The 23,629-nt window shown below is 71.5% G+C and carries 20 protein-coding genes and 1 tRNA gene; 8 read left to right on the plus strand and 13 right to left on the minus strand.

The genetic code is table 11. The features are described 5' to 3' along the window. Positions 1 to 58: 58 nt before the first annotated feature. The 5 genes from QUV83_RS04835 to QUV83_RS04855 all read right to left on the minus strand — a co-directional run bounded on the left by QUV83_RS04835 (position 59) and on the right by QUV83_RS04855 (position 6,595). Complete coding sequence (locus tag QUV83_RS04835) at positions 59 to 1,084, minus strand: 6-phosphofructokinase (protein ID WP_289563037.1); 1,026 nt, start codon at positions 1,082 to 1,084, stop codon at positions 59 to 61. Between the two features lie 139 nt (positions 1,085 to 1,223). Beyond that, positions 1,224 to 2,972 carry a dipeptide ABC transporter ATP-binding protein gene (locus QUV83_RS04840; protein WP_289563073.1) on the minus strand — a complete coding sequence of 583 codons (1,749 nt, stop codon included), beginning with the start codon at positions 2,970 to 2,972 and terminating at the stop codon, positions 1,224 to 1,226. Between the two features lie 5 nt (positions 2,973 to 2,977). Beyond that, entirely contained in the window at positions 2,978 to 3,910 is a 933-nt protein-coding gene (locus tag QUV83_RS04845) for an ABC transporter permease (protein ID WP_289563038.1), read from the minus strand. Further along, positions 3,907 to 4,911, minus strand: a complete 1,005-nt coding sequence (locus QUV83_RS04850) for an ABC transporter permease (RefSeq protein ID WP_289563039.1) — start codon at positions 4,909 to 4,911, stop codon at positions 3,907 to 3,909. The genes QUV83_RS04845 and QUV83_RS04850 overlap by 4 nt, the downstream gene beginning before the upstream one ends. 16 nt (positions 4,912 to 4,927) lie before the next feature. After that, complete coding sequence (locus QUV83_RS04855; protein ID WP_289563040.1) at positions 4,928 to 6,595, minus strand: ABC transporter substrate-binding protein; 1,668 nt, start codon at positions 6,593 to 6,595, stop codon at positions 4,928 to 4,930. A gap of 168 nt (positions 6,596 to 6,763) precedes the next feature. On the opposite strand from QUV83_RS04855, the gene QUV83_RS04860 reads away from it, so the two are divergent. Continuing rightward, positions 6,764 to 7,579 (plus strand): class I SAM-dependent methyltransferase, encoded by an 816-nt coding sequence (locus QUV83_RS04860; RefSeq protein ID WP_289563041.1) that lies wholly within the window; start codon positions 6,764 to 6,766, stop codon positions 7,577 to 7,579. A gap of 24 nt (positions 7,580 to 7,603) precedes the next feature. On the opposite strand, the gene QUV83_RS04865 is transcribed toward QUV83_RS04860, so the two are convergent. From QUV83_RS04865 to polA, 3 genes are all read right to left on the minus strand, one after another. Next, the gene (locus tag QUV83_RS04865; protein ID WP_289563042.1) at positions 7,604 to 9,253 is read right to left on the minus strand and encodes a solute symporter family protein; all 1,650 of its coding nucleotides are present in this window, start codon (positions 9,251 to 9,253) and stop codon (positions 7,604 to 7,606) included. Further along, positions 9,250 to 9,585: a DUF485 domain-containing protein gene (locus QUV83_RS04870; protein WP_066588177.1), complete on the minus strand. Its 336-nt coding sequence runs from the start codon at positions 9,583 to 9,585 to the stop codon at positions 9,250 to 9,252. The genes QUV83_RS04865 and QUV83_RS04870 overlap by 4 nt, the downstream gene beginning before the upstream one ends. 136 nt (positions 9,586 to 9,721) lie before the next feature. Then, on the minus strand, positions 9,722 to 12,490 hold the full coding sequence (gene polA, locus QUV83_RS04875; RefSeq protein WP_289563043.1) for a DNA polymerase I: 2,769 nt from the start codon (positions 12,488 to 12,490) through the stop codon (positions 9,722 to 9,724). Between polA and QUV83_RS04880 the strand changes: the two genes are divergently transcribed. After that, positions 12,489 to 12,893, plus strand: a complete 405-nt coding sequence (locus QUV83_RS04880) for a hotdog fold thioesterase (protein WP_289563044.1) — start codon at positions 12,489 to 12,491, stop codon at positions 12,891 to 12,893. The two genes, polA and QUV83_RS04880, sit on opposite strands and share 2 nt — an antisense overlap. Here QUV83_RS04880 and QUV83_RS04885 read toward each other — a convergent pair. Then, on the minus strand, positions 12,806 to 13,492 hold the full coding sequence (locus tag QUV83_RS04885; protein ID WP_289563045.1) for a GNAT family N-acetyltransferase: 687 nt from the start codon (positions 13,490 to 13,492) through the stop codon (positions 12,806 to 12,808). The two genes, QUV83_RS04880 and QUV83_RS04885, sit on opposite strands and share 88 nt — an antisense overlap. A gap of 341 nt (positions 13,493 to 13,833) precedes the next feature. Here QUV83_RS04885 and QUV83_RS04890 point away from each other — a divergent pair, with 341 nt between their 5' ends. Genes QUV83_RS04890 through QUV83_RS04905 form a run of 4 tightly spaced genes read left to right on the plus strand, consistent with a single transcriptional unit; the run spans position 13,834 to position 17,991 of the window. Beyond that, positions 13,834 to 15,270 carry a branched-chain amino acid ABC transporter permease gene (locus tag QUV83_RS04890; protein WP_289563046.1) on the plus strand — a complete coding sequence of 479 codons (1,437 nt, stop codon included), beginning with the start codon at positions 13,834 to 13,836 and terminating at the stop codon, positions 15,268 to 15,270. Positions 15,271 to 15,282: 12 nt separating this feature from the next. Next, the gene (locus QUV83_RS04895) at positions 15,283 to 16,269 is read left to right on the plus strand and encodes a branched-chain amino acid ABC transporter permease (RefSeq protein WP_289563047.1); all 987 of its coding nucleotides are present in this window, start codon (positions 15,283 to 15,285) and stop codon (positions 16,267 to 16,269) included. Then, positions 16,259 to 17,188 (plus strand): ABC transporter ATP-binding protein, encoded by a 930-nt coding sequence (locus QUV83_RS04900; RefSeq protein ID WP_289563048.1) that lies wholly within the window; start codon positions 16,259 to 16,261, stop codon positions 17,186 to 17,188. The genes QUV83_RS04895 and QUV83_RS04900 overlap by 11 nt, the downstream gene beginning before the upstream one ends. After that, positions 17,185 to 17,991: an ABC transporter ATP-binding protein gene (locus QUV83_RS04905; protein ID WP_289563049.1), complete on the plus strand. Its 807-nt coding sequence runs from the start codon at positions 17,185 to 17,187 to the stop codon at positions 17,989 to 17,991. Before QUV83_RS04900 ends, QUV83_RS04905 begins: the two co-directional genes overlap by 4 nt. 79 nt (positions 17,992 to 18,070) lie before the next feature. On the opposite strand, the gene QUV83_RS04910 is transcribed toward QUV83_RS04905, so the two are convergent. Next, positions 18,071 to 19,324: an ABC transporter substrate-binding protein gene (locus QUV83_RS04910; protein ID WP_289563050.1), complete on the minus strand. Its 1,254-nt coding sequence runs from the start codon at positions 19,322 to 19,324 to the stop codon at positions 18,071 to 18,073. A 220-nt stretch (positions 19,325 to 19,544) separates the two neighbouring features. Continuing rightward, positions 19,545 to 20,183: an ANTAR domain-containing response regulator gene (locus QUV83_RS04915; RefSeq protein ID WP_436231883.1), complete on the minus strand. Its 639-nt coding sequence runs from the start codon at positions 20,181 to 20,183 to the stop codon at positions 19,545 to 19,547. Between the two features lie 201 nt (positions 20,184 to 20,384). Between QUV83_RS04915 and QUV83_RS04920 the strand changes: the two genes are divergently transcribed. Both QUV83_RS04920 and QUV83_RS04925 read left to right on the plus strand, forming a co-directional pair. After that, positions 20,385 to 20,458 (plus strand) — tRNA-Leu (locus QUV83_RS04920). A 271-nt stretch (positions 20,459 to 20,729) separates the two neighbouring features. Beyond that, positions 20,730 to 21,224, plus strand: a complete 495-nt coding sequence (locus tag QUV83_RS04925) for a hypothetical protein (protein ID WP_289563051.1) — start codon at positions 20,730 to 20,732, stop codon at positions 21,222 to 21,224. 22 nt (positions 21,225 to 21,246) lie between these two features. Here QUV83_RS04925 and QUV83_RS04930 read toward each other — a convergent pair whose 3' ends face one another. Together QUV83_RS04930 and QUV83_RS04935 are read right to left on the minus strand one after the other, a co-directional pair. Next, positions 21,247 to 21,843 carry a hypothetical protein gene (locus tag QUV83_RS04930; RefSeq protein ID WP_289563052.1) on the minus strand — a complete coding sequence of 199 codons (597 nt, stop codon included), beginning with the start codon at positions 21,841 to 21,843 and terminating at the stop codon, positions 21,247 to 21,249. A 223-nt stretch (positions 21,844 to 22,066) separates the two neighbouring features. Further along, positions 22,067 to 23,263 (minus strand): LCP family protein, encoded by a 1,197-nt coding sequence (locus QUV83_RS04935; RefSeq protein WP_289563053.1) that lies wholly within the window; start codon positions 23,261 to 23,263, stop codon positions 22,067 to 22,069. Positions 23,264 to 23,629 lie beyond the last annotated feature (366 nt).

Below are 23,629 nucleotides of genomic sequence, written 5' to 3' on the forward strand. Positions count from 1 at the left end.
TGGATCTTATCTTTGCGGGGCAGGCGGGTCAAAGCCACGCCCGCCCCCGAGCCAGCGGTCAGGCGAGCGCCTGGGCCACCTGGAGCAGCGAGGCGGGCACGTGCTTGACCTTGCCGGCGATCTCGGTGAGCGGCACGAGGACGACGTCCTCGCCCCGCAGCGCCGTCATGACACCCGTCTCGCCGCGTGTCACCGCGTCGATCGCCGCGACGCCGAACCGGCTGCCCAGGATGCGGTCCTCGGGCGTGGGGATCCCCCCGCGCTGCACGTGGCCCAGCACCGTCACGCGGGTGTCGAACCCGGTGCGCTGCTCGATCTCGGCCTTGACCCGCTCGCCGATGGCGCCGGCGACGATCTCGCCGAACTTGCCGACGGGCGCCTCATAGGACATCGAAGTGCCCTCGGCGGGCACCGCGCCCTCGGCGACGACCACGATCGAGAAGCTGGCATGCGCGCGGTGCCGGTGCTTGAGGAACCGGATGACCTTGTCGATGTCGAAGGGCTCCTCGGGGGCGAGCACGACCTCGGCCCCGCCGGCGATGGCCGACGTGACGGCGATCCATCCGGCGTGGCGGCCCATGACCTCGACGATCATGACGCGGTTGTGGCTCTCCGCGGTGGTGTGCACGCGGTCGATGGCCTCGGTGGCGATCGTGACGGCGGTGTCGAAGCCGATGGAGCGGTCGGTGCCCCACACGTCGTTGTCGATCGTCTTCGGGATCGCGACGATCTTGATGCCGGCCTCGGCGACCTTGCTCGCGGCGTGCAGCGTGCCGTCGCCGCCGATGCAGATCAGCGCCTCGATGCGCTCGGCCTCGAGGGTCTGCATAACGGCGTCCAGGCTGCCGTCCGACGCGTTGGGGTGATACCGGGCCGTGCCCAGCAGCGTCCCGCCGACGGGCAGCACATTGCGGATGTGCTGGCGGGTGAGCGGCATGACGTCGCCGTCGACGACCCCCCGCCAGCCGTTGCGGAAGCCGACGATGGAGTGGCCGTGCTCGCCCTCGCCTCGCTTGACGACGGCACGGATGGCCGCGTTCAGACCGGGGACGTCCCCGCCTCCGGTGAGCAGTCCGACACGCACGCGAGCACTCCTTCAAGTTGCCTGGAGACAAGGTTCCTCGCGCGTGGTTCGCGCCCCCGTCCAGGTCAGCGTATCCACCTCCGGCCTGGAGCGCCGGGCCTTGGGTCCCAAGCGCGTCGCGCCCCTCACGCGCGCGCGGTCATGCCACGCCGGTCGCCAGCTCCAGGTCCCGGCCGGGGATCGCCGCCAACAACGCCCGGGTGTACTCCGTCTGCGGGGAGTCGAAGACCGCGTCGACGGGGCCCTGCTCCACGATCCGGCCCTGCTGCATGACGCACACCGTGTCGGCGATCTGGCGCACCACCGCCAAGTCGTGGCTGATGAACAGGTAGCTCAGCCCGAGCCGGCGCTGCAGGTCCGCGAGCAGCCGCAGGATCTGCGCCTGGACGATCACGTCGAGGGCCGACACCGCCTCGTCGCACACCACGAGGTCGGGGCGTAGCGCGAGCGCGCGGGCGATCGCGACGCGCTGGCGCTGCCCCCCGGAGAGTTCCGCCGGGTACCTGCGCAGCACGTCGACGGGCAGCGACACCTCGTCGAGCAGCTCCTCGACGCGGGCGCGCCGGGCCGGCGCGTCGCCGACGCCGTGCGCGCGCAGCGGCTCCTCGATCGTGCGGTAGACGGTGAACAGCGGGTCCAGCGACGAGTACGGGTCCTGGAAGATCGGCTGCACCCGCCTGCGGAACGCGACCTCGGCGGCGCGGTCGGCGCCGCCCACCAGCTCGCCGTCGAAGGTGATCGACCCGGAGGTGGGCTCCACCAGCGCGAGCATCATCTTCGCGAGGGTCGACTTCCCCGAGCCCGACTCCCCCACCACGGCGACGGTGCGCCCGCGGGGCACGGACAGGCTCACGTCGTCCACCGCTGTGAACGAGGTCGACCGCGACAGCAGGCGGGCCCCGCGCAGCCGGTAGGCCTTGCTGACGTGGGACACCTCGACGATGGCGTCGGGCGTGTCGCCCGTGTCGCCCGTGTCGCCATCAGTCGCGGACGACCCCCTCGCGCCCACGACGAGCAGGTCGCCCGCGAGCGCCGCTTCGTCGCCCGCGGCCTTGGCGATCTCGATCCGGCGCGAGGCGAGCGACGGCGCGGCGGCCAGCAGCCGCTGGGTGTACTCGTGCTGCGGGTCGCGCAGCAGCTCGCGGGCAGGCCCCTGCTCGACGACGCGGCCGCGGTACATGACCACCACCCGGTCGGCGCGCTCCGCGGCCAGGCCGAGGTCGTGCGTGATGAGCAGCACCGACGTGCCGAGCTCGGTGGTGAGGCCGGTGAGCCGGTCGAGGATGGTGCGCTGCACCGTGACGTCGAGCGCCGACGTCGGCTCGTCGGCGATGAGCAGGCGCGGACGGCAGGCCAGGCCCATGGCGATGAGCGCGCGCTGGCGCATCCCGCCCGAGAACTCGTGCGGATACTGCCGGACCCGGACCTCCGCGTCTGGCAGGCCGGCCTCCTCCAACAGCTCGACGGCGCGGGCCCGGGCGGCGCGCCCCCGGGCCACGCCCCCAGCCTCGAGCGCCTCGACGATCTGCGTGCCGACGCGCGCCAACGGGTTCAGGTTGGACATCGGGTCCTGCGGGACCATGCCGATCTCCACGCCCCGCAGGCGCGCGACGGCCGCGGGGCCGCCGGCCGTGAGGTCCTGCCCGTCGAAGGTGATGCGCCCCGCGGTCACCGCGCCGTTCGAGGCCAGCAGCCCGATCACGGCGGCCGCGGTGGTGGACTTGCCCGAGCCGGACTCCCCCACGATCGCCACGGTCTCGCCTGGGTGGACGTCGAGGTCGACGCCCGTGACGGCCACCGTCCGACCGGAGTCCGAGGTGAAGGCCACCTCGAGCCCGCGCACGCTCAGCAGCGGCTGGGGCTTCGTCTGCGTCGTCACGCCCGTCATCGTGCTCACCGCTTCCTCGTCCGTGGGTCCAGCGCCTCACGCAGCGCCTCGCCGAACAACGTGAACCCGAGCGCCGTCACCGCGATGCAGGCGCCGGGCCACAGCGCCAGGCGCGGCGCCACCTCGAGCTCGTTCTGCGCCGCGGTGAGCATCCGCCCCCATTCGGCGGCGGTCGGCGCGCCGCCGCCCAACCCCAGGAAGGACAGCGCCGCCGCCTCGATGACGGCTGTGGCGAGCATGAGCGTGGCCTGCACGATCACCGGGGAGATGCTGTTGGGCAGCACATGGCTCATGGTCACGGTCCGCCGGCTCAGGCCCAGTGACGACGCGGCCAGCACGTAGTCCTGCCCCCGCTGGGCGAGCATCGACCCGCGCAGCAGCCGCGCGAAGATCGGCACCTGCACCACGCCGATCGCGATGATCACGGCGGTGGAGGACTGCCCGATCACCGCCGCGATGGACACCGCGAGCAGCAGGCTCGGCACGGAGAGCATCAGGTCGACGAGCCGCATGGTCGCGGTGTCCACCCACCCGCCCAGGCCACCGGCGACCACGCCGAGCACGATGCCGCCGAGCAGGCCGACCAGGGTGGACAGCACCCCGATGAGCAGCGACGCGCGGGCGCCCCAGACGAGCTGGGAGAACAGGTCGGCGCCGTAGCGGTCGAGGCCCAGCAGGTGCTCGGCGGACGGGCCGGGGATGAACGTGGGCCGCACCTGCGCGCGGCCCGGCAGCTCGCCAGCGTCGAACGGGGCGATCAACGGTGCGAACGTGGCCACCGCCAGGAACACCAGGACGATCGCCGCGCCCGCGATGGCGCCGGGGTTGCGCCGCAGCCTGCGGGCAGCGGCCCGCCACGCCGAGTCGCCCGCGTGGTCGGAGGGCGCCGGGGCGCCGCTCGCGGGGGCGAGGGCCTCGGGGGTCTCGATGGCGCTCATCGGGTCCTCATCCTCGGGTCGATCAGGCCGTAGGAGACGTCGACGGCGAGGTTCACCACCGCGTAGACGATCGCGATGATGAGGATGAACCCCTGCAGCACCGCGTAGTCGAGGTTGAAGACGGCCTGCGCCAAGAAGCTGCCGATCCCCGGGTAGGCGAACACCGTCTCGGTGAGCACCGCCCCGGAGAGCAGCAGCCCCACCTGCAGCCCGATCGTCGTGGACACCGGCAGCATCGCGTTACGCAGGATGACCCGGTTGCGCAGCCGCACCCGTCCCATGCCCTTGGCCCGGGCGGTGCGCACGTAGTCCGCGCCCTGCACCTCGAGCACCGACGAGCGCGTGATCCGGGTGATGATCGCCAGCGGGATGGAGCCGAGCGCCAGCGCGGGGAGCACGAGGTGCACGAACGCGTCCCAGCTCGCGTCGAGCTCCCGGGTGAGCAGGCCGTCCAGCACGTAGAAGCCGGTCGGATGCGTGGCCACCATCGTCGGGTCCTGCCGCCCTGCGGACGGGAACCAGCCGAGCTGCACCGCGAACAGCCACTTGAGCAGGAACGCGAGGAAGAACACGGGGATGGTCACCCCGAGCAGGGAGACCACCACCGTGCCGCTGTCCACCAGGCCGCCCTGCCGGCGGGCGGCGAGGTAGCCGAGCGGGATGCCCACGCCCACAGCGATCACGAGCGCGAGGACCGTGAGCTCGATGGTCGCCGGGAACCGGGCGAGGAACTCCTCCAGCACCGGGCGCCCGGTGCGGGTGGAGGTGCCGAAGTTGCCTTGCACGAGCTGGCCCAGATAGCCGGTGTACTGCTGGAGCACCGGCCGGTCGAAGCCGTAGAGCGTGTTGAGGCGTTCCACGGCCTCGGGCGTGGCGCGCTCCCCCAGGAGGGCCGTGGCAGGACCTCCTGGGAGAGCGCGCACCCACAGGAACAGCAGGACGGACAACCCGAGCAGGGTCGGGACGAGCAGCGCTGTGCGCCGCAGGACGAGTCGGGTCATCGCTGGGTGCTGCTCCTCAGTCGCCGATCGTGATCACGTTGTAGACCTCGTCCTGCACGGGCGAGGCCGGGTATCCGTGGATGTCGGCCTTGAACGCGAGGGACGGCACGGGGTGTGCGAGCGGGATGCCGGGCAGCAGCTCCATGATCTGCGCGTTCGCCGCCTCGTACGCCGCGGTCTGCGCCGCCTTGTCCGCCTGGTAGCGCGCGTCGCCGATGGCCTTGAACAGCGCCGGGTCGTCGAAGCCCCACTCGTTCGCCGGCGCGCCGAAGAACACGCCGATGAAGTTGTAGGTGTCGTTGTAGTCGCCGGTCCACCCCAGCAGGTGGATGCCGTGGTCCGCGGTGCCCTGCATGCGGTCCAGGTACTCCGGGTTCCACGGCTCGGGCACCGGGTTCACGGTGATGCCCACGGCGGCCAGGTCGGCCGAGATGGCGGTGAAGACCTGCTCGGGCGTGGGCATGTAGGGCCGCGAGACGTTGGTCGGGTAGTTGAAGTCGATGGTGAGGTTCGACTTCCCGGCCTCCGCGAGCAGGGCCTTCGCCTTCTCCGGGTCGTAGTCGTACGTGGCGACGTCCTTGTTCCAGCCGTCGACGGCGGGCGGCACGAAGTTCGTGGCGACCTCGGTGCCCTCGGGCAGCGTCTGCGCGACGAGCGCCTCCTTGTCGATGGCGTGCGCGATGGCCTGCCGAACCTTGACGTCCGCGAGCTCGGGGTTGGCCTGGTTCATCGCCAGGTAGAGCACGTTGAACGGGTCGCGGTTGACGATCTGGAAGCCCGCCTCGTCGAGCGCCTCGACGTCCGCCGGCCCGACCAGGTCGTAGCCGTCGATGTCACCGGCCTGCAGCGCCTGCCGCCGGGCGGTGGCGTCCGAGATGACGGTGAAGACGATCTTCTTGATCTGGCCCGCGTCGCCCCAGTAGTCCGGGTTCGAGGCCAGCACGACCTGCTCGCCCGGGCTCCAGCTCTCGAAGATGTACGGGCCGGTGCCCGTCGGGTGCGCCTTGGCGTACTCGGGCAGCACGGGCGCCTCCTCGCCGCCGGTGACGCCGTCGGCGTCGTACTTCTCGAGCGCCGCGGGCGACTGGATCGAGAACGACGGCAGGGACAGCGCCGAGACCAGCTCGGGCAGCGGGCTGGCCAGGTGGACCACGGCCGTCGAGGCGTCAGAGGCCTCGCAGCTCTCGTACTTGCCGGTGCCGTCGAGGCCCGGCACGTCGCTCGACGCGAACCCGCCGTTCACCTTCTGCCAGTAGTACGACAGGCTCTCGGACTGCAGCACTCCGGTGAAGTTGTTCCAGCGCTCGAAGTTGAAGCAGACCGCGTCGGCGTCGAAGTCGGTGCCGTCGTGGAACTTCACGCCCTCCTTGAGGTGGAACGTGTACTCCAGGCCGTCCTCGCTCACGTCCCAGGACTCGGCGAGCAGCGGCGCGGGGTCGGCTGTCCCCGGCACGGTGCCGACCAGCCCCTCGAACATCTGCCGGGCGACCCGGAAGGTCTCGCCGTCATTCGCGAACGCGGGGTCCAGCGAGGCGGGGTCTGAGGACGCCGCGAAGACGAACGTCGTCCGGGATCCCCCCGTCTCGCTCTGCGCCGCCTCGCCGTCACGGTCGCTCGCCGCGCACGCGGTCAGCACCAAAGCCAGCGCTGCGCCCGATGCGGCGACCCTCAGGAAGGTCTTCACATGATCACCCCTCGTCGACGGGCCGGTGGCATGATCACGCCACCGGGGGAAGAGCCCCCGACGGTAGGCGCGCCACGTCACGCGGATGTTACGTCCGGGTACATCCTCGGATCTGGGGAAACCTACCGTGTCAAAGGGCGATTCACGCCGTGGCAAAGGGTGTTTTCGATGGATTCCGAAGATCGGCTGGCTGACGCCGGCTACCGCACGGTGCCGGATGAGGCCGGCGGGCGGGCCGGACGGCGGTGGTGGGACGCGAACGCCGCGGAGTACCTCGACGAGCACGGCGCCTTCCTGGGCCCCGACGAGTTCTGCTGGTGCCCGGAGGGCCTGCGCGAGGCCGACGCCCACCTGCTGGGCGACGTCACCGGCGCCCGCGTCCTCGAAGTCGGCTCAGGCGCGGCGCAGTGCTCCCGCTGGCTGCTGGGCCACGGGGCGGCCCAGGTGGTCGCCACGGACGTCTCCGGCGGCATGCTCGCCGCCGGCGCCCAGTACGACGCCGCGGCAGGGCGGCGGACCCCGATGGCCCAGGCCGACGCGCGCGCGCTCCCCTTCGCCGACGACTCCTTCGACGTGGCGTTCACCGCGTTCGGCGCCATCCCCTTCGTGCCCGACGCCGCACGCGTGCACACCGAGGTCGCGCGCGTGCTGCGCCCCGGCGGGCGGTGGGTGTTCTCGGTGACCCACCCGCTGCGCTGGGCCTTCCCCGACGATCCCGGCGTCGGCGGCCTCACCGCGACCCGGTCCTACTTCGACAGGCGCCCCTACGTCGAGGTCGGCGCCTCCGGGAACGTGCTCTACGCCGAGTACCACCGCACGCTCGGCGACCACGTGGGCGAGGTCGTGGCCGCGGGACTCGTGATCGACCGGCTGGTCGAGCCCGAGTGGCCCGCGGGCCACGACCGCACCTGGGGCGGCTGGGGGCCGGTGCGCGGCGAGCGCCTGCCCGGGACGGCGATCTTCGTGACCCACCTCCCGGGCTGACGCCCACCGCGCGCCGGCGGCCCGTCAGTGCGCCGTGGCCTTCTCGGCCCCGGCGCCCGTGAGCGAGCGCACCTCCATCTCGGCGAACTTGCCGGCCGCCGGAGGAGTCTTGCTGAGGTACGTCCCGACGATGCCGAGCAGGAAGGCCAGCGGGATCGAGATCAGCCCCGGGTTCTCCAGCGGGATGATCGCGAAGTCGACAGAGGTGTCCTTGATCATCGACAGGCTCGCCCCGGTGACCGGGTCGACCTTGCCGGACACCACCGGGGACAGCGCGATCAGCACGATGCAGGAGATGAGCCCGCCGTACATGCTCCACAGCGCGCCCGAGGTGTTGAACCGCTTCCAGAACAGCGAGTACAGGATGGTCGGCAGGTTCGCGCTGGCGGCCACCGCGAAGGCGAGCGCCACCAGGAACGCCACGTTCTGCCCGTTGGCGAAGATGCCGCCGACGATGGCCAGCAGGCCGATGGCCACCACGGTGATGCGGGCGACCCGCACCTCCTTGTCCGGGTCCACCTTCCCGTCCTTGATCACCGACGCGTAGATGTCATGCGCGAACGACGCGGCGGCGGTGATCGTCAGACCGGCCACCACCGCGAGGATCGTCGCGAACGCCACCGCGGAGATCAGCCCGAGCAGCACAGCTCCCCCGAGCTCGAACGCGAGGAGCGGCGCGGCCGAGTTGACCCCGCCAGGCGCCGCCCGGATCACGTCCGGCCCCACCAAGGCGCCGGCGCCGTAGCCCAACACCAGGGTGAACAGGTAGAAGATGCCGATCAGCCAGATCGCCCAGACAACACTGCGCCGCGCCTCCTTGGCGCTCGGCACCGTGTAGAAGCGCATCAGCACGTGCGGCAGGCCCGCCGTGCCGAGCACCAGCGCGAGCGCGAGCGACAGGAAGTTCAGCTGCGTCATCGACGTGGCGCCGTACTGCTTGCCGGGCTCGATGAGCGCCTCGCCGCCCGGGCCGGCCTTGTCGATCGCGCCCTGCAGCAGGGCCGAGAAGTCCATCCCGAACTCGCCCATGACCCAGATGGTCATGATGCCCGCGCCGGCGATGAGCAGCACCGCCTTGATGATCTGCACCCACGTGGTGCCCTTCATCCCGCCGACCAGCACGTACAGGATCATCAGCGCGCCGACCACGGCGATCACCACGCCCTGGCCCGCGACGCCGTCGATGCCCAGCAGCAGCGCCACCAGCCCGCCCGCGCCGGCCATCTGCGCCAGCAGGTAGAAGAACACCACCGTGAGGGTGGCCAGCGCCGCGGCCATCCGCACCGGGCGCTGCTTGAGCCGGAAGGACAGCACGTCCGCCATCGTGAACTTGCCGGTGTTGCGCATCAGCTCGGCCACCAGCAGCAGCGCCACCAGCCACGCCACCAGGAAGCCGATCGAGTAGAGGAAGCCGTCGTAGCCGTTGACCGCGATGGCCCCGCAGATGCCGAGGAAGCTCGCCGCGGACAGGTAGTCCCCAGCGATCGCCGTGCCGTTCTGCGGCCCGGTGAACGAGCGGCCCGCCGCGTAGTAGTCGGCGGCGCTGCGGTTCGACTTCGAGGCGCGGAACACCACGACGAGCGTCACCAGGACGAACGCCAGGAAGATGCCGATGTTGACGGCCGGCTCGCCGATCTGGGCGGACTCCACGGCCGCCGCGACCCGCGCGCTCACGCGAGCGTCCCGTCTTCGATCTCACGGCGAAGCTCGTCGGCCACCGGGTCCTGGTGCTTGTTCGCCCAGTTGGCGTACACCATCGTGATGACGAAGGTGGAGACGAACTGGCCGAGGCCGAGCAGCAGGCCGACAGTGATGTTGCCGGACACCCGGGTGCTCATGAAGTCGTGGGCGTAGTCGGCCAGGAGGACGTAGAGCAGGTACCAGGCCAGGAAGAACGCGGTCATGGGAAAGACGAACCGGCGGAACCGCCGCCGCAGCGCCTGGAACTCCGGCGAGCGTTGCACCCGTTCGTAGTCGGTCTCATGCTGCTGGGCCACCTCGGACATCGTGCCTCCGTGGGTCGTGGCGGCCCCGTTGCCGCCGCGACCTACTGTGACGCACACCACAGGTGGAAGTCACGCATTTGCCTGTGAATACGACAAACGGGCGAACAAATTCGCGTGGGGCCGCCTCGACCAGGCGCTAGTGGCCCGCCTCATGCCAGCTCGCGCCCACCCCCACCGAGACGTCCAGCGGCACGTCCAACGTGCCCGCGGCCCCCATCTGCTCCCGGACCACAGCCTCGACCTCGTCCCGCTCCCCCGGCGCGACCTCGAGCACCAACTCGTCGTGGACCTGCAGCAGCAGCCGCGAGCGCAGCCCGCGCCGGGTGATCTCGCGCTCGACGCCGAGCATCGCGACCTTGATGAGGTCGGCCGCGCTGCCCTGGATCGGGGCGTTGAGCGCCATCCGCTCGGCCATCTCACGGCGCTGGCGGTTGTCGCTGGTGAGGTCCGGCAGGTAGCGGCGGCGGCCCATGATCGTGGCGGTGTAGCCGGTGGCGCGGGCCTCGTCGACGACGCCGGTCAGGTACTGGCGCACCCCGCCGAACCGCGAGAAGTAGTCGTCCATGAGGCGGGCTGCCTCGCCGACCTCGATGTTGAGCTGCTTGGACAGGCCGAAGGAGGAGAGCCCGTAGGCCAGGCCGTAGCTCATCGCCTTGATCTTGGACCGCATCGCCGGCGTGACCTCGTCGGTGGGCACGGAGAACACCCGCGAGCCGACGTAGTTGTGCAGGTCCTCCCCGGAGTTGAAGGCGTCGATGAGGCCCTCGTCGCCGGACAGGTGCGCCATGATCCGCATCTCGATCTGCGAGTAGTCGGCGGTCAGCAGCGTCTCGTAGCCCTCGCCCACCACGAACGCGCGCCGGATCTGCCGGCCCGCCTCGGTGCGGATCGGGATGTTCTGCAGGTTCGGGTCCGTCGAGGACAGGCGCCCCGTCGCGGCGATGGTCTGCTGGAACGTGGTGTGGATGCGCCCGTCGTCGGCGACCGAGCGCAGCAGCCCCTCGACCGTCTGGCGCAGCCGGATCGCGTCGCGGTGGGCCAGCAGGTGGGCCAGGAACGGGTGCTCGGTGCGGGTGTACAGGTCGGCGAGGCTCGCCGCGTCGGTGGTGTAGCCCGTCTTGATCTTCTTGGTCTTCGGCATGCCGAGCTGGTCGAACAGCACCTCTTGGAGCTGCTTCGGGGAGCCCAGGTTCACCTCGCGGCCGATCACGTCATACGCCTCGGTGGCGGCCGTCTGCACCTGCGCGTCGAAGAGCTTCTCCAGCTCGCGCAGGTAGTCGACGTCCGCGGCGATCCCGCGGTGCTCCATCGCGGCCAGGACGTCCTCAAGGGGCAGCTCCAGCCGGGTGAGCAGGTCAGCCGCCCCGCGGTCGGCCAGGGCGTCCGCGAGCACCCCGGAGAGCTCGCTCACCGCCGCCGCGCGCTCGGCGGCGCGCTGGTGCTCGTCGGAGCCGTCGATCTCGAGGTCGAGGGCGCCCTGCGAGCCGGTGGCGCCAGCGCCCGACGCCAGCTCACGGTGCAGGTACCGCACCGTGAGGGAGGGCAGGTCGTAGGAGCGCTGGTCGGGGTGGCACAGGTAGGCGGCCACCTCGGTGTCGAAGACGACGCCCGCGAGCGGCAGGCCGCGCCCGGTGAGCGCGTGCCATGCGGACTTGGCCCCGTGCACGGACTTGGGCGCCGACGCGTCGGCCAGCCATGCGGCCAGCGCCGCCTCGTCCTGCGGGTCGATGGTCGTCAGGTCGAGCGACACGGCCGAGGCTCCGTCGTCGGCGATCGCCAGGCCCCACGCGTCCCCGGCTCCCGGCCGGACGGCGCCGCGCACGTCGAGTCCGAGCTCGCGGCCGGCGCGGGCCGCGAGCCAGCCACCCAGCCCACCCGGCGCCAGCTCTGTGACGTCGACGGGCTCGCCCGCCTCGACGGGCGCCGCCGCCTCGCCGGGCATGGCCGCGAACAGCCGCTCGCGCAGCGCGGTGAACTGCAGCGAGTCGAACACCCGGTGCATGGCCTCGCGGTCCCACGGCTGGACGGCCAGGTCGGCGGGGCCGAGCGGCAGCTCGAGGTCCGTCAGCAGGTGGTTGAGCTCGCGGTTGAGCACCACCTGGTCGAGGTGCTCGCGCAGGGACTCCCCCGCCTTGCCCTTGATCGTGGGGGCCGCGGCGATGATGCCCTCGAGGCCCCCGTACGCGGTGATCCACTTGGCGGCGGTCTTCGGCCCCACGCCGGGGACGCCGGGCAGGTTGTCGCTGGTCTCCCCCACGAGCGCCGCGAGGTCGGAGTACTGGCCCGGGTCAACGCCGTACTTGGCGCGCACCGCCTCGGGGGTCATCCGCGTGAGCTCGGAGACGCCGCGGATCGGGTACAGCAGCGTGACGTCCTCGTTGACGAGCTGGAACGCGTCGCGGTCGCCCGAGCAGATGAGCACCTGCATGCCCGCCGCGCGCGCCTGCGTCGAGAGGGTCGCCAGCACGTCGTCCGCCTCGTAGTTCTCCCGCTCGATCACCGGGACGCGCATGGTCTCCAGCACCTCGCGGATCAGCGGGACCTGGCCGCGGAACGGCTGCGGGGTCTCGTCGCGGGTCCCCTTGTACGCCGGGTACCGCTCGGTGCGGAACGTCGTGCGGCCCATGTCGAACGCGACAGCCAGGTGGGTCGGCTGCTCGTCGGCGAGGATCTTGGTGAGCATCGACGTGAAGCCGTACACCGCGTTGGTGGGCTGGCCCGTGGTGGTGGAGAAGTTCTCCACCGGCAGCGCGAAGTAGGCGCGGTAGGCCATCGAGTGCCCGTCGATGAGCAGCAGGCGCGCGGGCGCGGAGGCTCCAGACGGGGTGGCCGCACTGGTCTCGGGGGCGGTCGGCTGGCTGTCGGTTGGCTGAACGTCGCTCACGGGTGCCAACCTATCTGCCATGACTGACGACGCCGTGCCGCCGACCTTTCCCGGGACCCTCATCGACCGGATGGGCATCACGATCCTCGAGGTGTCGCCCGAGCGGGCTGTGGGCACGATGCCCGTCGAGGGCAACACCCAGCCGTATGGGCTGCTGCACGGCGGGGCGTCGGCCGCGCTCGCCGAGACGCTCGGGTCGCTGGCCGCGGCGGCCCACGCCGGCGAGGGCCGGATCGCGGTGGGGATCGAGCTCAACGCGACGCATCACCGCGGCGCGACGTCGGGGACGGTGACGGGGACGGCGCGCGCGCTGCACCTCGGATCGCGTGTCGCGAGCTACGAGATCGTCGTCGAGGACTCGGACTCGCGCAGGGTCTGCACGGCGCGATTGACCTGCATGGTGATGGCGGGCCGCGACCGCTGACCGGCGTCTTGCACGCTGCCCGGGTCGACAGCCTCGCCCCGGGCGGCCGCCCGCACCTGGCGGCGCCGGGCGATCAGGTCCTCGAGCCCACGCCCTGACGCGCGTCGGGACTGCGCCCCGGCGGTCTCGCCGACCAAGCGCCGTTGCAGGGCGCTGGTGCTCACCACCCGGTGCGCGGCAGCGGGCGCGAAGCCGAGCCGCACGAAGAACCGCTGCATCCCGCGTGCGCCGGGCAGGGGCGCCGCGTACACCTCGGTGGCGCCGCCGAGCTCGGCGACCTCGAGCGCGCCCGCCATCAGCGCATGGCCGAGGCCACGCCGGCGCGCCCGGGGAGCCACATAGATCGCCTCGAGGTTGAGGCTCACCAAGTCCGTGAACGGGCCGGGCCCGACGAGCTGGCCGAGCAGCAGGCCCGCGGGCTCGCCGTCGAGGAGCCCGACCAGGAGTTGGCCGCCGGGCGAGGCGAGCAGCGCGCCGAGCTGGTCCCGCAATCGGTCACCGTCGTCGCTGCAGAGCTGGGCGCCCATCGTGGACTCGCTGCGCGCGGCGAGGCAGAGGTCGACGAGGGCAGGGAGGTCCCCGGGCTCCGCGGGTCGCACCTGGGCTCCTGGACGCACCGGCGTCGGCCTCCCGTCCTTTTCTCGTCGCGGTCGGAGTCGACACACCGTCCGCGACCCGATCATGACAAACCCAGGGCGTCGTGCCTAGTCGGCGGCCCCACCAGCGCAACGACGCCCGCGCGCCACGCGGACAATCACTCCAAATAGTGAATGATGACCGATTCGTCCCGCATACTGTCGCGCTGTGCGTAATGCACCGGACACAATCCGCTCCTAGTCTCCTCCCCACTCGGAGCCTGGCTTCGTTCGGCGCCATGCCGAGGACGGCGACGCGCCACAGACCGTGAACCACCGATCGAACCGACCGGACGGAGGTCCCAGTGCGCCGAGCCGCGTCACCGGACCGATTCACCAGCTCGCGCACACGGATCGCGCACCGCTCACGGCGGCGCGCGCTCGTCCCGCTGCTGACCGTGCTGCTCAGCGTGCTCGCCGCGCTGCTGGCCGCGATCCCCGCCCAGGCCGCGGCAGTGGCCTGCGCCGCCGACGCAGCGACGGGCTGCATCGGCGGGACGATCCGCACCGCGGCCGGCGAGCCCGCTGCCGGCATCGGCCTCACGGTCTCCGGGCAGGGTGAGAGCCTCGAGGTGGTCACCGGGGTCGACGGCCGCTGGTCCACGCCGGTGACCACGGCCGGCGACTACGAGGTGCTGCTCGACGAGGCCACGCTCCCGGACGGGGAGACCCTGCGGGACCCGGCGGCCAACCCGCGCACGGTCGCCGTGCGGCTCGGCGCCAGCGTCGGGGCGCTGTTCCCGCTGGGCGCCCCCACGTCGGGCGGCGGCGGTGGGGACGGCAGCACGTCGAGCGCCACCGCGGAGCCGGGCACGGACCCCGCGGTGACCACGCCCGACAGCGGCAAGCCGAGCGGCATCACCGCGCAGCGCGTCGCGCAGCAGACCGTCAACGGCATCGTCTTCGGGCTCCTGCTGGCCCTCGCCTCGGTGGGCTTGTCGCTCATCTACGGCACCACCGGGCTGAGCAACTTCGCCCACGGCGAGCAGGTCACCCTCGGGGCCTTGTTGGCCTACGTCGGCTGCCAACTGCTCGACCTGCCGCTGCTCGTCTCGGGCGTCGTGGCGGTGCTGCTCGGGGCCGCGTCCGGGTGGTTGCAGGACGCCGGCATCTGGCATCCGCTGCGCAGGCGCAGAGTGGGCACCACGCAGCAGATGATCGTCACGATCGGCCTGTCGATGGCGCTGCAGTACACGTACCAGTTCTTCCTCGGCGGCAGCCCGCTGCGCATCGTCACCGCGAACCCCAAGCCGGTGCGCATCGGCGGGATGCTGTTCACCCAGCAGTCGCTGACCTCCGCCGGCATCGCGATCATCGCCATCGGCGCTGTGGCGTACTTCCTGGTGATGACCCGCACCGGCCGCGCCACCCGGGCCGTCTCGGACAACCCGGCGCTCGCCGCCGCGTCCGGCATCACCGTCGAGCGGATCGTGCGCATCGTGTGGACCCTGGGCGCGGGGCTCGCGGCCCTCGGCGGGGTGCTGCTCGGCCTGTACTTCAACGCGACGAACTGGAACATGGGCGGCGCGATCCTGCTGCTGATGTTCGCCGCGGTCACCCTCGGCGGCCTCGGCACCGCGTGGGGGGCCCTGGTGGGCTCGCTCGTCATCGGCCTCGTCGTCGAGCTGTCGACGTTCGTCATCCCGAGCGACATGCGCTACGCGGGCGCGCTCGTCATCCTCATCCTCGTCCTGCTCGTCCGGCCCCAGGGCATCCTGGGCCGCGCCGAGCGCATCGGCTGACGGAGGCCACCCATGGACTGGCAGCAGATCCTCACCAACGTCGCCGGCGAGATCATCGCCCCGACCACCGCGGCGTACGCGCTCGCGGCGATCGGCCTCAACGTGCACTTCGGCATGACCGGGCTGCTCAACTTCGGGCAGGCCGGGTTCATGCTGCTCGGCGCCTACGGCTACGCCATCGCGTCCATCGCGGGCTGGCCGGTGTGGGCGGCGTTCCTCGTGGCGCTGGCCTGCGCGGTGGTCTTCGCGCTGATCCTCGGCGTGCCGACGCTCAAATTGCGCGGCGACTACCTGGCGATCGTCACGATCGCCGCGGCGGAGATCATCCGCATGGTCGGGCGCTCCACCTCGATGACCGCTGTCACCGGGGGCAACGCGGGCCTGGCCGGTGACGGCTTCAAGGGCTCCTTCCAAGACTTGTCGCCCCTGCCGGACGGGAACTTCGCGATCGGCCCGTGGTCGTACTCGCTCAACCTGTCCAACTCGTGGTGGGTGCGCATCGTCGGCTGGGCCCTGGTGGCCCTCGCGTGCTTCCTGGTGTGGCGGTGGATGAACAGCCCGTGGGGCCGGGTGCTCAAAGGCATCCGCGAGGACGAGGACGCGGTCCGATCGCTCGGCAAGAACGTGTACGCCTACAAGATGCAGGCGCTCGTCCTGGGCGGCGCGATCGGCGCGGTGGCGGGGATCGTGTACGTGCTGCCACGAGCCGTCCAACCGGACTCGATGGGCCGCCCCATGACGTTCTACGTGTGGACGATCCTGCTACTGGGCGGCGCCGCCACGGTGTTCGGGCCGGTGCTCGGGTCGATCCTGCTGTGGACGACGCTCATGCTGATCAAGACGGTGCTGCGCGACGTGGTGCCCACGACCGTGCTGCGCACCGAGCAGATCGAGATGCTCGGGTGGGTGCTGGTCGGCGTGACCCTCATGCTCCTGGTGATCTTCCGACCACAAGGAATCCTCGGCGACCGCAAGGAGCTGGCGATCGATGTCCGCTGACACACCCCCCGGCCGGGCCGCCGCCCGGCCCGCCCTCGCCGACGTCGAGCGCGTCCCCGGCTCCGCGAAGCCCGACCCGATCCTGACCGCGCAGGACGTCACCCGCACGTTCGGCGGCATGACGGCCGTCGACGTGGACCGCCTGGAGGTGCAGCGCGGCGCCATCACCGCGCTGATCGGCCCGAACGGCGCCGGCAAGACGACGCTGTTCAACCTGCTCACCGGGTTCGACCGCCCGGACACCGGCTCGTGGTCCTTCGAGGGACGCTCGCTCGCACGCGTGCCCGCCGCGAAGGTCGCCCAGGCCGGCATGGTGCGCACGTTCCAGCTCACCAAGGCCCTGTCCCGCATGACGGTGCTGGAGAACATGCGCCTGGGCGCCACCGACCAGAGCGGGGAGAACCTGTTCGTGGCGCTGGCGCCCGCGCTGTGGCGCCGCCGCGAGGCGCAGATCACGGAGCAGGCGCTCGAGCTGCTCGAGCGGTTCCGACTGCTGGAGAAGAAGGACGACTTCGCGGGGAGCCTCTCCGGCGGGCAGCGCAAGCTGCTGGAGATGGCCCGCGCCCTCATGAGCAAGCCGACGATGGTCATGCTCGACGAGCCGATGGCCGGCGTGAACCCAGCCCTGACCCAGTCGCTGCTCGGCCACATCCAGGCGCTGCGCGACGAGGGGACGACAGTGCTGTTCGTCGAGCACGACATGCACATGGTGCGGCACATCTCCGACTGGGTGGTGGTGATGGCCGAGGGGCGCATCGTCGCCGAGGGCCCGCCCGAGTCCGTCATGCGGGAGCAGGCCGTCATCGACGCCTACCTGGGCGCCCACCACGACACCGACCTGGGCGACGACCGCCTGCTCGAGGACGACGTCACCGAACAGCTCGAGGCAGAGGCCCAGGCCGAGGAGGAGCAGCGATGAGCACCGACCCCGCACCCGTCGAGGCCAACGCCGACGTCCACCGCGGGGCGCCCGCCGGGGAGCCGCTGCTCGCCGCCACCGACCTCGTGGCCGGCTACGTGCCGGGCGTCGACATCCTGGGCGGCTGCGACCTCGTGGTCCACCCCGGGGAACTGGTCGGCATCATCGGGCCCAACGGCGCCGGCAAGTCGACACTGCTCAAGGCCCTGTTCGGGCTCGTGACCATCCGGTCCGGGACTGTAGTGCTCAAGGGCGAGGACATCACGAACCACCGGGCGGACTCCCTGGTGCGCCGTGGGGTCGGCTTCGTGCCGCAGAACAACAACGTGTTCCCCTCGCTCACCATCGAGGAGAACCTGCAGATGGGCGTGTTCCAGGCGCCGAAGATCTTCGCCGACAGGTTCGCGTTCATCGTCGACCTGTTCCCCACCCTCGGCGACAGGCGCCGGCAGCGCGCCGGGTCCCTGTCCGGTGGGGAGCGGCAGATGGTGGCGATGGCGCGCGCGCTGATGATGGACCCGTCGGTGCTGCTGCTCGACGAGCCCTCCGCCGGGCTGTCCCCCGTCCGCCAGGACGAGACGTTCATCCGCACCCGCAAGATCAACCGCGCCGGCGTGTCCGTGGTGATCGTGGAGCAGAACGCCCGGCGCTGCCTGCAGATCTGCGACCGCGCGTACGTGCTCGACCAAGGCCGCAATGCCTACTCGGGGCCGGGCCGCGAGCTCATGCACGACCCGAAGGTCATCGAGCTGTACCTGGGCACGCTGGCCACCGACGTCGAGGGCGGCGCCGAGGCCGACTGAGCGGAGACCTTCACACCCCCGCATGACGAGAGGGCCCGGCGGGTTGACCGCCGGGCCCTCTCGCGTGGTGCTCAGCGCGTCACAGCTCGCCGAACTCCGCCTTGATCCACGTGTACTTGTTGTCCTCGCCGTACTGGTAGATCCCGATGAACGCCGACGACGGGTCGTTCTGGTCGTTGAACGACCCGGCGCCCGAGACGGCCTTGTACGCGATCTCGTTGCCCGCCTCGAGCTCCTTGACGCCGTCGGCGAAGGTCGTGACCTCCGTGCCGCCGTTCGCCCCGGAGACAGCCGCCAGGTTCTTCTGGATCGTCGGCCCGTCAGTGGCGCCGCCCTTCACCGCGGCCAGCGCGGCGAGGATCACAGCGTCGTAGGACTCCGCGGAGTACGAGAAGTCCTTGAGGCCGCTGTCGACCTCGAGCAGGCGCTTCTGGAACGCGTCGTCCGGGTACGCCCCGGGCAGTGTGCCCTGGGCGCCGGTCAGGGTGCCGGGCGCCAGGTCGGCGCTGTAGTCCGACAGGTTGCCGTCCACGAAATACAGCTTGGAAGTGTCGAAGCCCTGCGCCACCAGCTCGGGGACGATCAGCTTCGTCTGCGCGAACGCGATGATCGCGATCGCGTCCGGGTTCGTGGCCAGCGCGCTGCTCACGATCGTGTTGAAATTCTGCTCCGTCGGGTCGAACTCCTGGCCCGCGGCGCCGTACGCGAGCGTGCCGCCCGCCGCCTCCACCGTGTCCTGGAGAACGTCGCGCAGGGACGTGCCGTAGTCCTCGTTGAAGACGATGGCCGCGACGTTCTGGTGGCCGTCGTTGACGATGAGGTTGCCGAGCGACGCGCCCTGCAGCAGATCCGACGGGGCGGTGCGGAAGTAGAACGGGTCACGGCCGGAGAGGTCGGTGGCGGTGTTCGCCGGGGAGATCTGGACGATCTCGGCGTTGGTGATGTCGTCCACCACGTTGCGCGTCACCGACGAGGCCGCGGCCCCGATGATGACCTGCACGTCCTTGCCGATCAGGTCCGTGACCGACTGCGTCGCGACCTCGGCGTGGTCGGCGTCCGAGGAGTCGGCGTGCTCCACGACGACGTCCTGGCCGAGCACGCCGCCGGACTCGTTGATCTCCTGGACGGCCAGGTCCACACCCGCGATCTCAGGCGGCCCGAGGAAGGCCAGGGAGCCGGTCTGCGGCAGCAGTGAGCCGATGACGAGTGCTTCCCCGGCGCTCTCGGCGCCCTCGCCCGACGGCGACTCGGAGTCCGACGTGCATGCGGTCAGGGCGAGTGCGACGGCCCCTGCGAGGGCGGCGGCTCGGATTCCATGCGACGAGCGAATCATGCGTGGTACCCCTTCGGCTACGGTCCCGCCGTGCTGGAGGCAAGGCGGTTCGAACAGTGCGGGAAACCTAGCCATCCTTTGTGTCGGTTACGTGACTTGGCGACCGTCATCGCCGGTTGTGGCCTATTTGTAACCTAAGTCCCCGGGAAAAGTCACCCAGGCAGCACAAAAGCCCGGCCCTCCACACCAGCGGGGAGGTCCGGGCTCAGGGGCCGATCAGTCAGGAGCCGCTGCCACCGACCTGGTCGATGACGGCGTCAGCGACCTCGCGCATGGTCAGGCGGCGGTCCATCGACGTCTTCTGGATCCACCGGAAGGACTCCGGCTCCGTCAGGCCCATCTTCGCCATCAGCAGGCCCTTGGCGCGGTCCACGCGCTTGCGGGTCTCGAACCGCTCGGCGAGGTCCGCGACCTCAGACTCGAGGGCGGAGATCTGCGCGTACCGCGAGATCGCGATCTCCAGCGCGGGCAGCAGGTCGGCCGGGCTGAACGGCTTCACGACGTAGGCCATCGCGCCGGCGTCACGCGCCCGCTCGACGAGCTCGGTCTGCGAGAACGCGGTGAGCAGCACAACGGGGGCGACGTGCGCCTTGCCGATGCGCTCGGCCGCCGAGATGCCGTCGAGCACGGGCATCTTGACGTCCATCACGACGACGTCGGGCTTGAGCTCGAGGGCCAGCGCCACGGCCGTCTCGCCGTCGCCAGCCTCCCCGACGACCTCGAAGCCCGCCTCGCGGAGCGTCTCGACGACGTCCATCCGGATCAGCGCCTCATCCTCGGCGACGACCGCTCGGCGCGCCGGGCGCGTCTGCAGCGGCTCCGGCGCCTCGGGGGTGGACGGGGCGGTCGCGCCGCTCAGGTCCAGAGGGGTGCCAGCACCCTCGGTGCTGGGCGTCGTGCTCGGGGATTCCTCATTCGTGCTCACGGCGTCAGCCTAATGCCGCGCGGGCCATGGCGTGGCCGGACGGCGCCCCGACTACGGCCGCGGATCACGCACCCGCAGGTCCTCAGGCGGCCGTTGCGGCGGGCACGCGTTGCCGCACGGTACTCTTCTGCGCGGGCCCCGATAGCCCAATCGGCAGAGGCGTTCGGCTCAAACCCGATCCAGTGTGGGTTCGAATCCCACTCGGGGCACTCTTCGTCAGCCGCGCGGGCATCACCCGGGCCTGCGGGCTGGCCGCATCGGCTGACCTGCCCGCTTCGGCGCCGGCCTCCCTCGAGGGTGTCGGCAACGTCACGGCGCCCGTCCTCGCGATCACACTGTTTCGACGCATCCGGGCCGGGCCGTCGCCGAGGCGAACTGACGTTGGCATGCGCGTGGCGACCGGGAGTCTCCTGTGAGAGCCGTCGGTGTCACCCCGAGGCGTCTCACCTCGGCGCCGCGAGGCGATGCGACGATGGCCGGGTGACTGACACCACCGACACCTCCGCAGACGACGCTCCACTCGCCGCGATCAGCCGCGCCGTCGCCGCTGCCGATCAGGCCGAGTCCGACCTGGAGGACGCGGTCGAGGCGGCACAGGCCGCCGGTGTGCCGCCAGCAGCCATCAGCCGAGTGCTGGCCACGCGCGGCTCGGCGCTGCGGTCCGCCGTCCAGGCGCTCGTGGCGGCGCTTGGCCCGACCTACGTCGCGGCCCTCGCCAAGGCTGCCAGCAAGGATCAGGTGATCGGGTGGGCCGACGCCCACGGCGCGGCGCCGGGGCCCGACGCCGCGCTCCGCCTGCGCCTCGCGCATCGGACATGGGAGCGGGTCGCAGACGCCCAGGGCGAGGACGCCGCACGCGCCTGGTTCCTGGGCGCCAATCCGCGTCTCGGCGGCGACTCGCCGCTCGTGGCGATCAAGAAGGACCGCGCGAACGAGGTGAGGTCAGCCGTCGACGCGCTCCTCGACGGGCGCTAGGACCCTGGGCAGACAGCAGCGGTCAGACGGTCTGGACGACGTAGTCCCAGAGCGCCGGGTCGGACTGCGCGGCGATGAACGCCTCGACGTTCGCGATCTGCTCCTCCAGCCCGAGTGTTCCCTGGATGGCAGGGGGCACCGTGCCCTTGGTGATCCAGATCGGGTGGGGCTCCTCATCTCCGAAGCTGCCCAGCGGGTTGAGGAAGACGACCAGCACGTTCTTGCCCGCCGACGCAGACGCTGACTTCGCGTAGCTCGATGCGAAGGCGTACGCAGCGAACCCGTCAGTCAGCGGGCTGACGCCAGCGGTGACCGCCGCGGTCATGTCTGCGCGAACGGCGTCGGGCAGCGGTGCGGTCGCCTCGACGACCACGTGCTCACCGGACGCGAGCGGGTAGGCCACCTGTCCCTCGGCCAGCTGCTCGGCCTGCTCCTCGGTGACCGTGTCGCCTGCCGTCACGGTGACCGGTTCCGGCGCCGTGGTGACGGCAGCGGAGGGTGACGCGGCCAGCGGCGTGGCGGCGGGCCCGTTACCAGGCGTCGAGCAGCCGGCGATCAGGCCTACGGTCAGCAGGGAGCCCAGGACAGGCCCCGCAAAGTGCTTCGTGGAACTCTTCACAGAGCTCACCTCCATCAGTTCGTGGGGGCGGCCCGGCAGGCCGCGGTCATCTTGACCAAGGCTGCCGTCGGCCGCCGCAATGCCCCGCAGGTCCTATCGACCCAGGGCAGCGGAGTGTGAGCGGCGGCGCGCGCCCCAGCGGCTGCCGCCCACGGGCCCGTCGCGGTGCCACTGGCACCCGCCGCCCACCGCGAGCCGCGCAACTACACCGCGGGGAGCTTCGTCAGGCGCCGCACGTGGCGGTGATGTCGGCGCCGGTGAACGGCTCGCGTCCTGCGGCCCGCGTGTGCGTGGGCGCCGGGACGGGAGCGGCGGGTGCGGTCGTGGCTGCCGTCGCGGGGGGCGCTGGCGTGCTGGGCGTCGCCTCGGGCGCGCCGCCAGCATCCGGAGGCAAGGCCTCATCGGCCGGGACGACGGGCAGGTCCTGGGCCATCGCGGCCCACACCGCGTCGGCGTCGTCAGTCCACACGACCCGGTTGCGGTCGGCGGGGTCGGGGCCGTTGGGGATCGTCATGAACGTGATCTGCGCCCTGTCGAGGCCGCGCAGGCTGTAGGCGAGCCCGGCGATCCGCTGGACGTTCAGCGCGCCGTCGGTGGTGAGCGAGCTGGTCGCGGCCGACAGGAACGAGAGCAGCTCGGGGACATCCGTCAGGACGTTCTTCGCCAGCACCTCGCCGAGCACTGCCGAGAGCAGGCGCTGCTGGTTGCCGATGCGGTTCAGGTCCGAGCCGTCGGTCCCCTCGATGTGCCGGGAGCGGGCGAGCTGGGTGGCCACGACGCCGTCCAGTCGCTGCTCGCCGGGTCCCAGGTCCAGCCCGGTGTAGCGGTCCTTCATCGCCGTGGGGATGCAGATGTCCACCCCGTCGATCGCGTCGATCATCTGCTGGAACCCCGCGAAGTCGACGACGGCGACGTGGTCGATCCGCACGCCCGTGTTCTCCTGGACGGTGCTCCACGTGCACGCCGCCGCGGTGGCGATGTCACCGCCGAGCTTCCACCCGATGCTGAAGGCCTCGTTGAACTGCGCGCGATCGTGAGGCCGGGACGTCGACCCGTCGACGGCAGAGCACGCGGGGATGCGGACCATCGAGTCGCGCGGGATGGACACGAGCTCGACCCGCTGCCGGTCGGCCGAGATGTGGGCGACGATCACGGTGTCGGAGGCCATCGTGTCGGCGTCGCCGCCGATCTCCGCGTTGGCGCCGTCACGCTGGTCCGAGCCGAGCAGCAGGATCGTGACAGCGGAGCCCGCGCCCGGGTCGTCGAGCCCGGTGCTGCTGGGCGCGGACGAGGGCTCGGCGACCATGCCGCCGAGGTCGATGTGCTGCACGTTGCCGCCCAGCCGGGCCGCGATCCCCGCCACCGCGCCGGCGGTCGCCACCAGCACGGCAGTGAGCCCCAGCGCGACGCCGCGGGTCACCGCGCGGCCACGTGGCCGCCGCGCATGGTGCGGCGCGGGGCTGGGTTGCGGCCGTGGGCGGCGTGCGATCACGGGGCGAACCTAGACGAGCCCGCGGGGCGGCGCGGCGCGAATGCCGTGGGATCCCGTGAAGTGTCTGTGCGCATCTGCCGGAGGGTTGCCCAGGGTGCTCTCACGTGTCGGCGTCACCGATCCGGGACCTACGACCCCCAGCACCGGACATCACTACATCTAGCGTCAACCACTCACACGAACACCACATCTTGTCGTTCGACCCGCGGTGCGCTCCTCTCCCAGGACACGCCAGCGGCCGTCGGCGCGCACTGCCGGGCACGCCCGCAAGCGTCGACGGCATGCGTCTGGCGG

This window comes from Cellulomonas cellasea (assembly GCF_030372105.1).
In the GTDB taxonomy this organism is placed as follows: Bacteria; Actinomycetota; Actinomycetes; order Actinomycetales; family Cellulomonadaceae; genus Cellulomonas_A; species Cellulomonas_A cellasea_A.

Bases quoted from the DNA above. Each gene is read 5' to 3' on its own strand.
- QUV83_RS04840 (WP_289563073.1), bottom strand. From the start codon at position 2,972: ATGACGGGCGTGACGACGCAGACGAAGCCCCAGCCGCTGCTGAGCGTG.
- QUV83_RS04845 (WP_289563038.1), bottom strand. From the start codon at position 3,910: ATGAGCGCCATCGAGACCCCCGAGGCCCTCGCCCCCGCGAGCGGCGCC.
- QUV83_RS04850 (WP_289563039.1), bottom strand. From the start codon at position 4,911: ATGACCCGACTCGTCCTGCGGCGCACAGCGCTGCTCGTCCCGACCCTG.
- QUV83_RS04860 (WP_289563041.1), top strand. From the start codon at position 6,764: ATGGATTCCGAAGATCGGCTGGCTGACGCCGGCTACCGCACGGTGCCG.
- QUV83_RS04870 (WP_066588177.1), bottom strand. From the start codon at position 9,585: ATGTCCGAGGTGGCCCAGCAGCATGAGACCGACTACGAACGGGTGCAA.
- QUV83_RS04880 (WP_289563044.1), top strand. From the start codon at position 12,489: ATGACTGACGACGCCGTGCCGCCGACCTTTCCCGGGACCCTCATCGAC.
- polA (WP_289563043.1), bottom strand. From the start codon at position 12,490: ATGGCAGATAGGTTGGCACCCGTGAGCGACGTTCAGCCAACCGACAGC.
- QUV83_RS04895 (WP_289563047.1), top strand. From the start codon at position 15,283: ATGGACTGGCAGCAGATCCTCACCAACGTCGCCGGCGAGATCATCGCC.
- QUV83_RS04900 (WP_289563048.1), top strand. From the start codon at position 16,259: ATGTCCGCTGACACACCCCCCGGCCGGGCCGCCGCCCGGCCCGCCCTC.
- QUV83_RS04905 (WP_289563049.1), top strand. From the start codon at position 17,185: ATGAGCACCGACCCCGCACCCGTCGAGGCCAACGCCGACGTCCACCGC.
- QUV83_RS04910 (WP_289563050.1), bottom strand. From the start codon at position 19,324: ATGATTCGCTCGTCGCATGGAATCCGAGCCGCCGCCCTCGCAGGGGCC.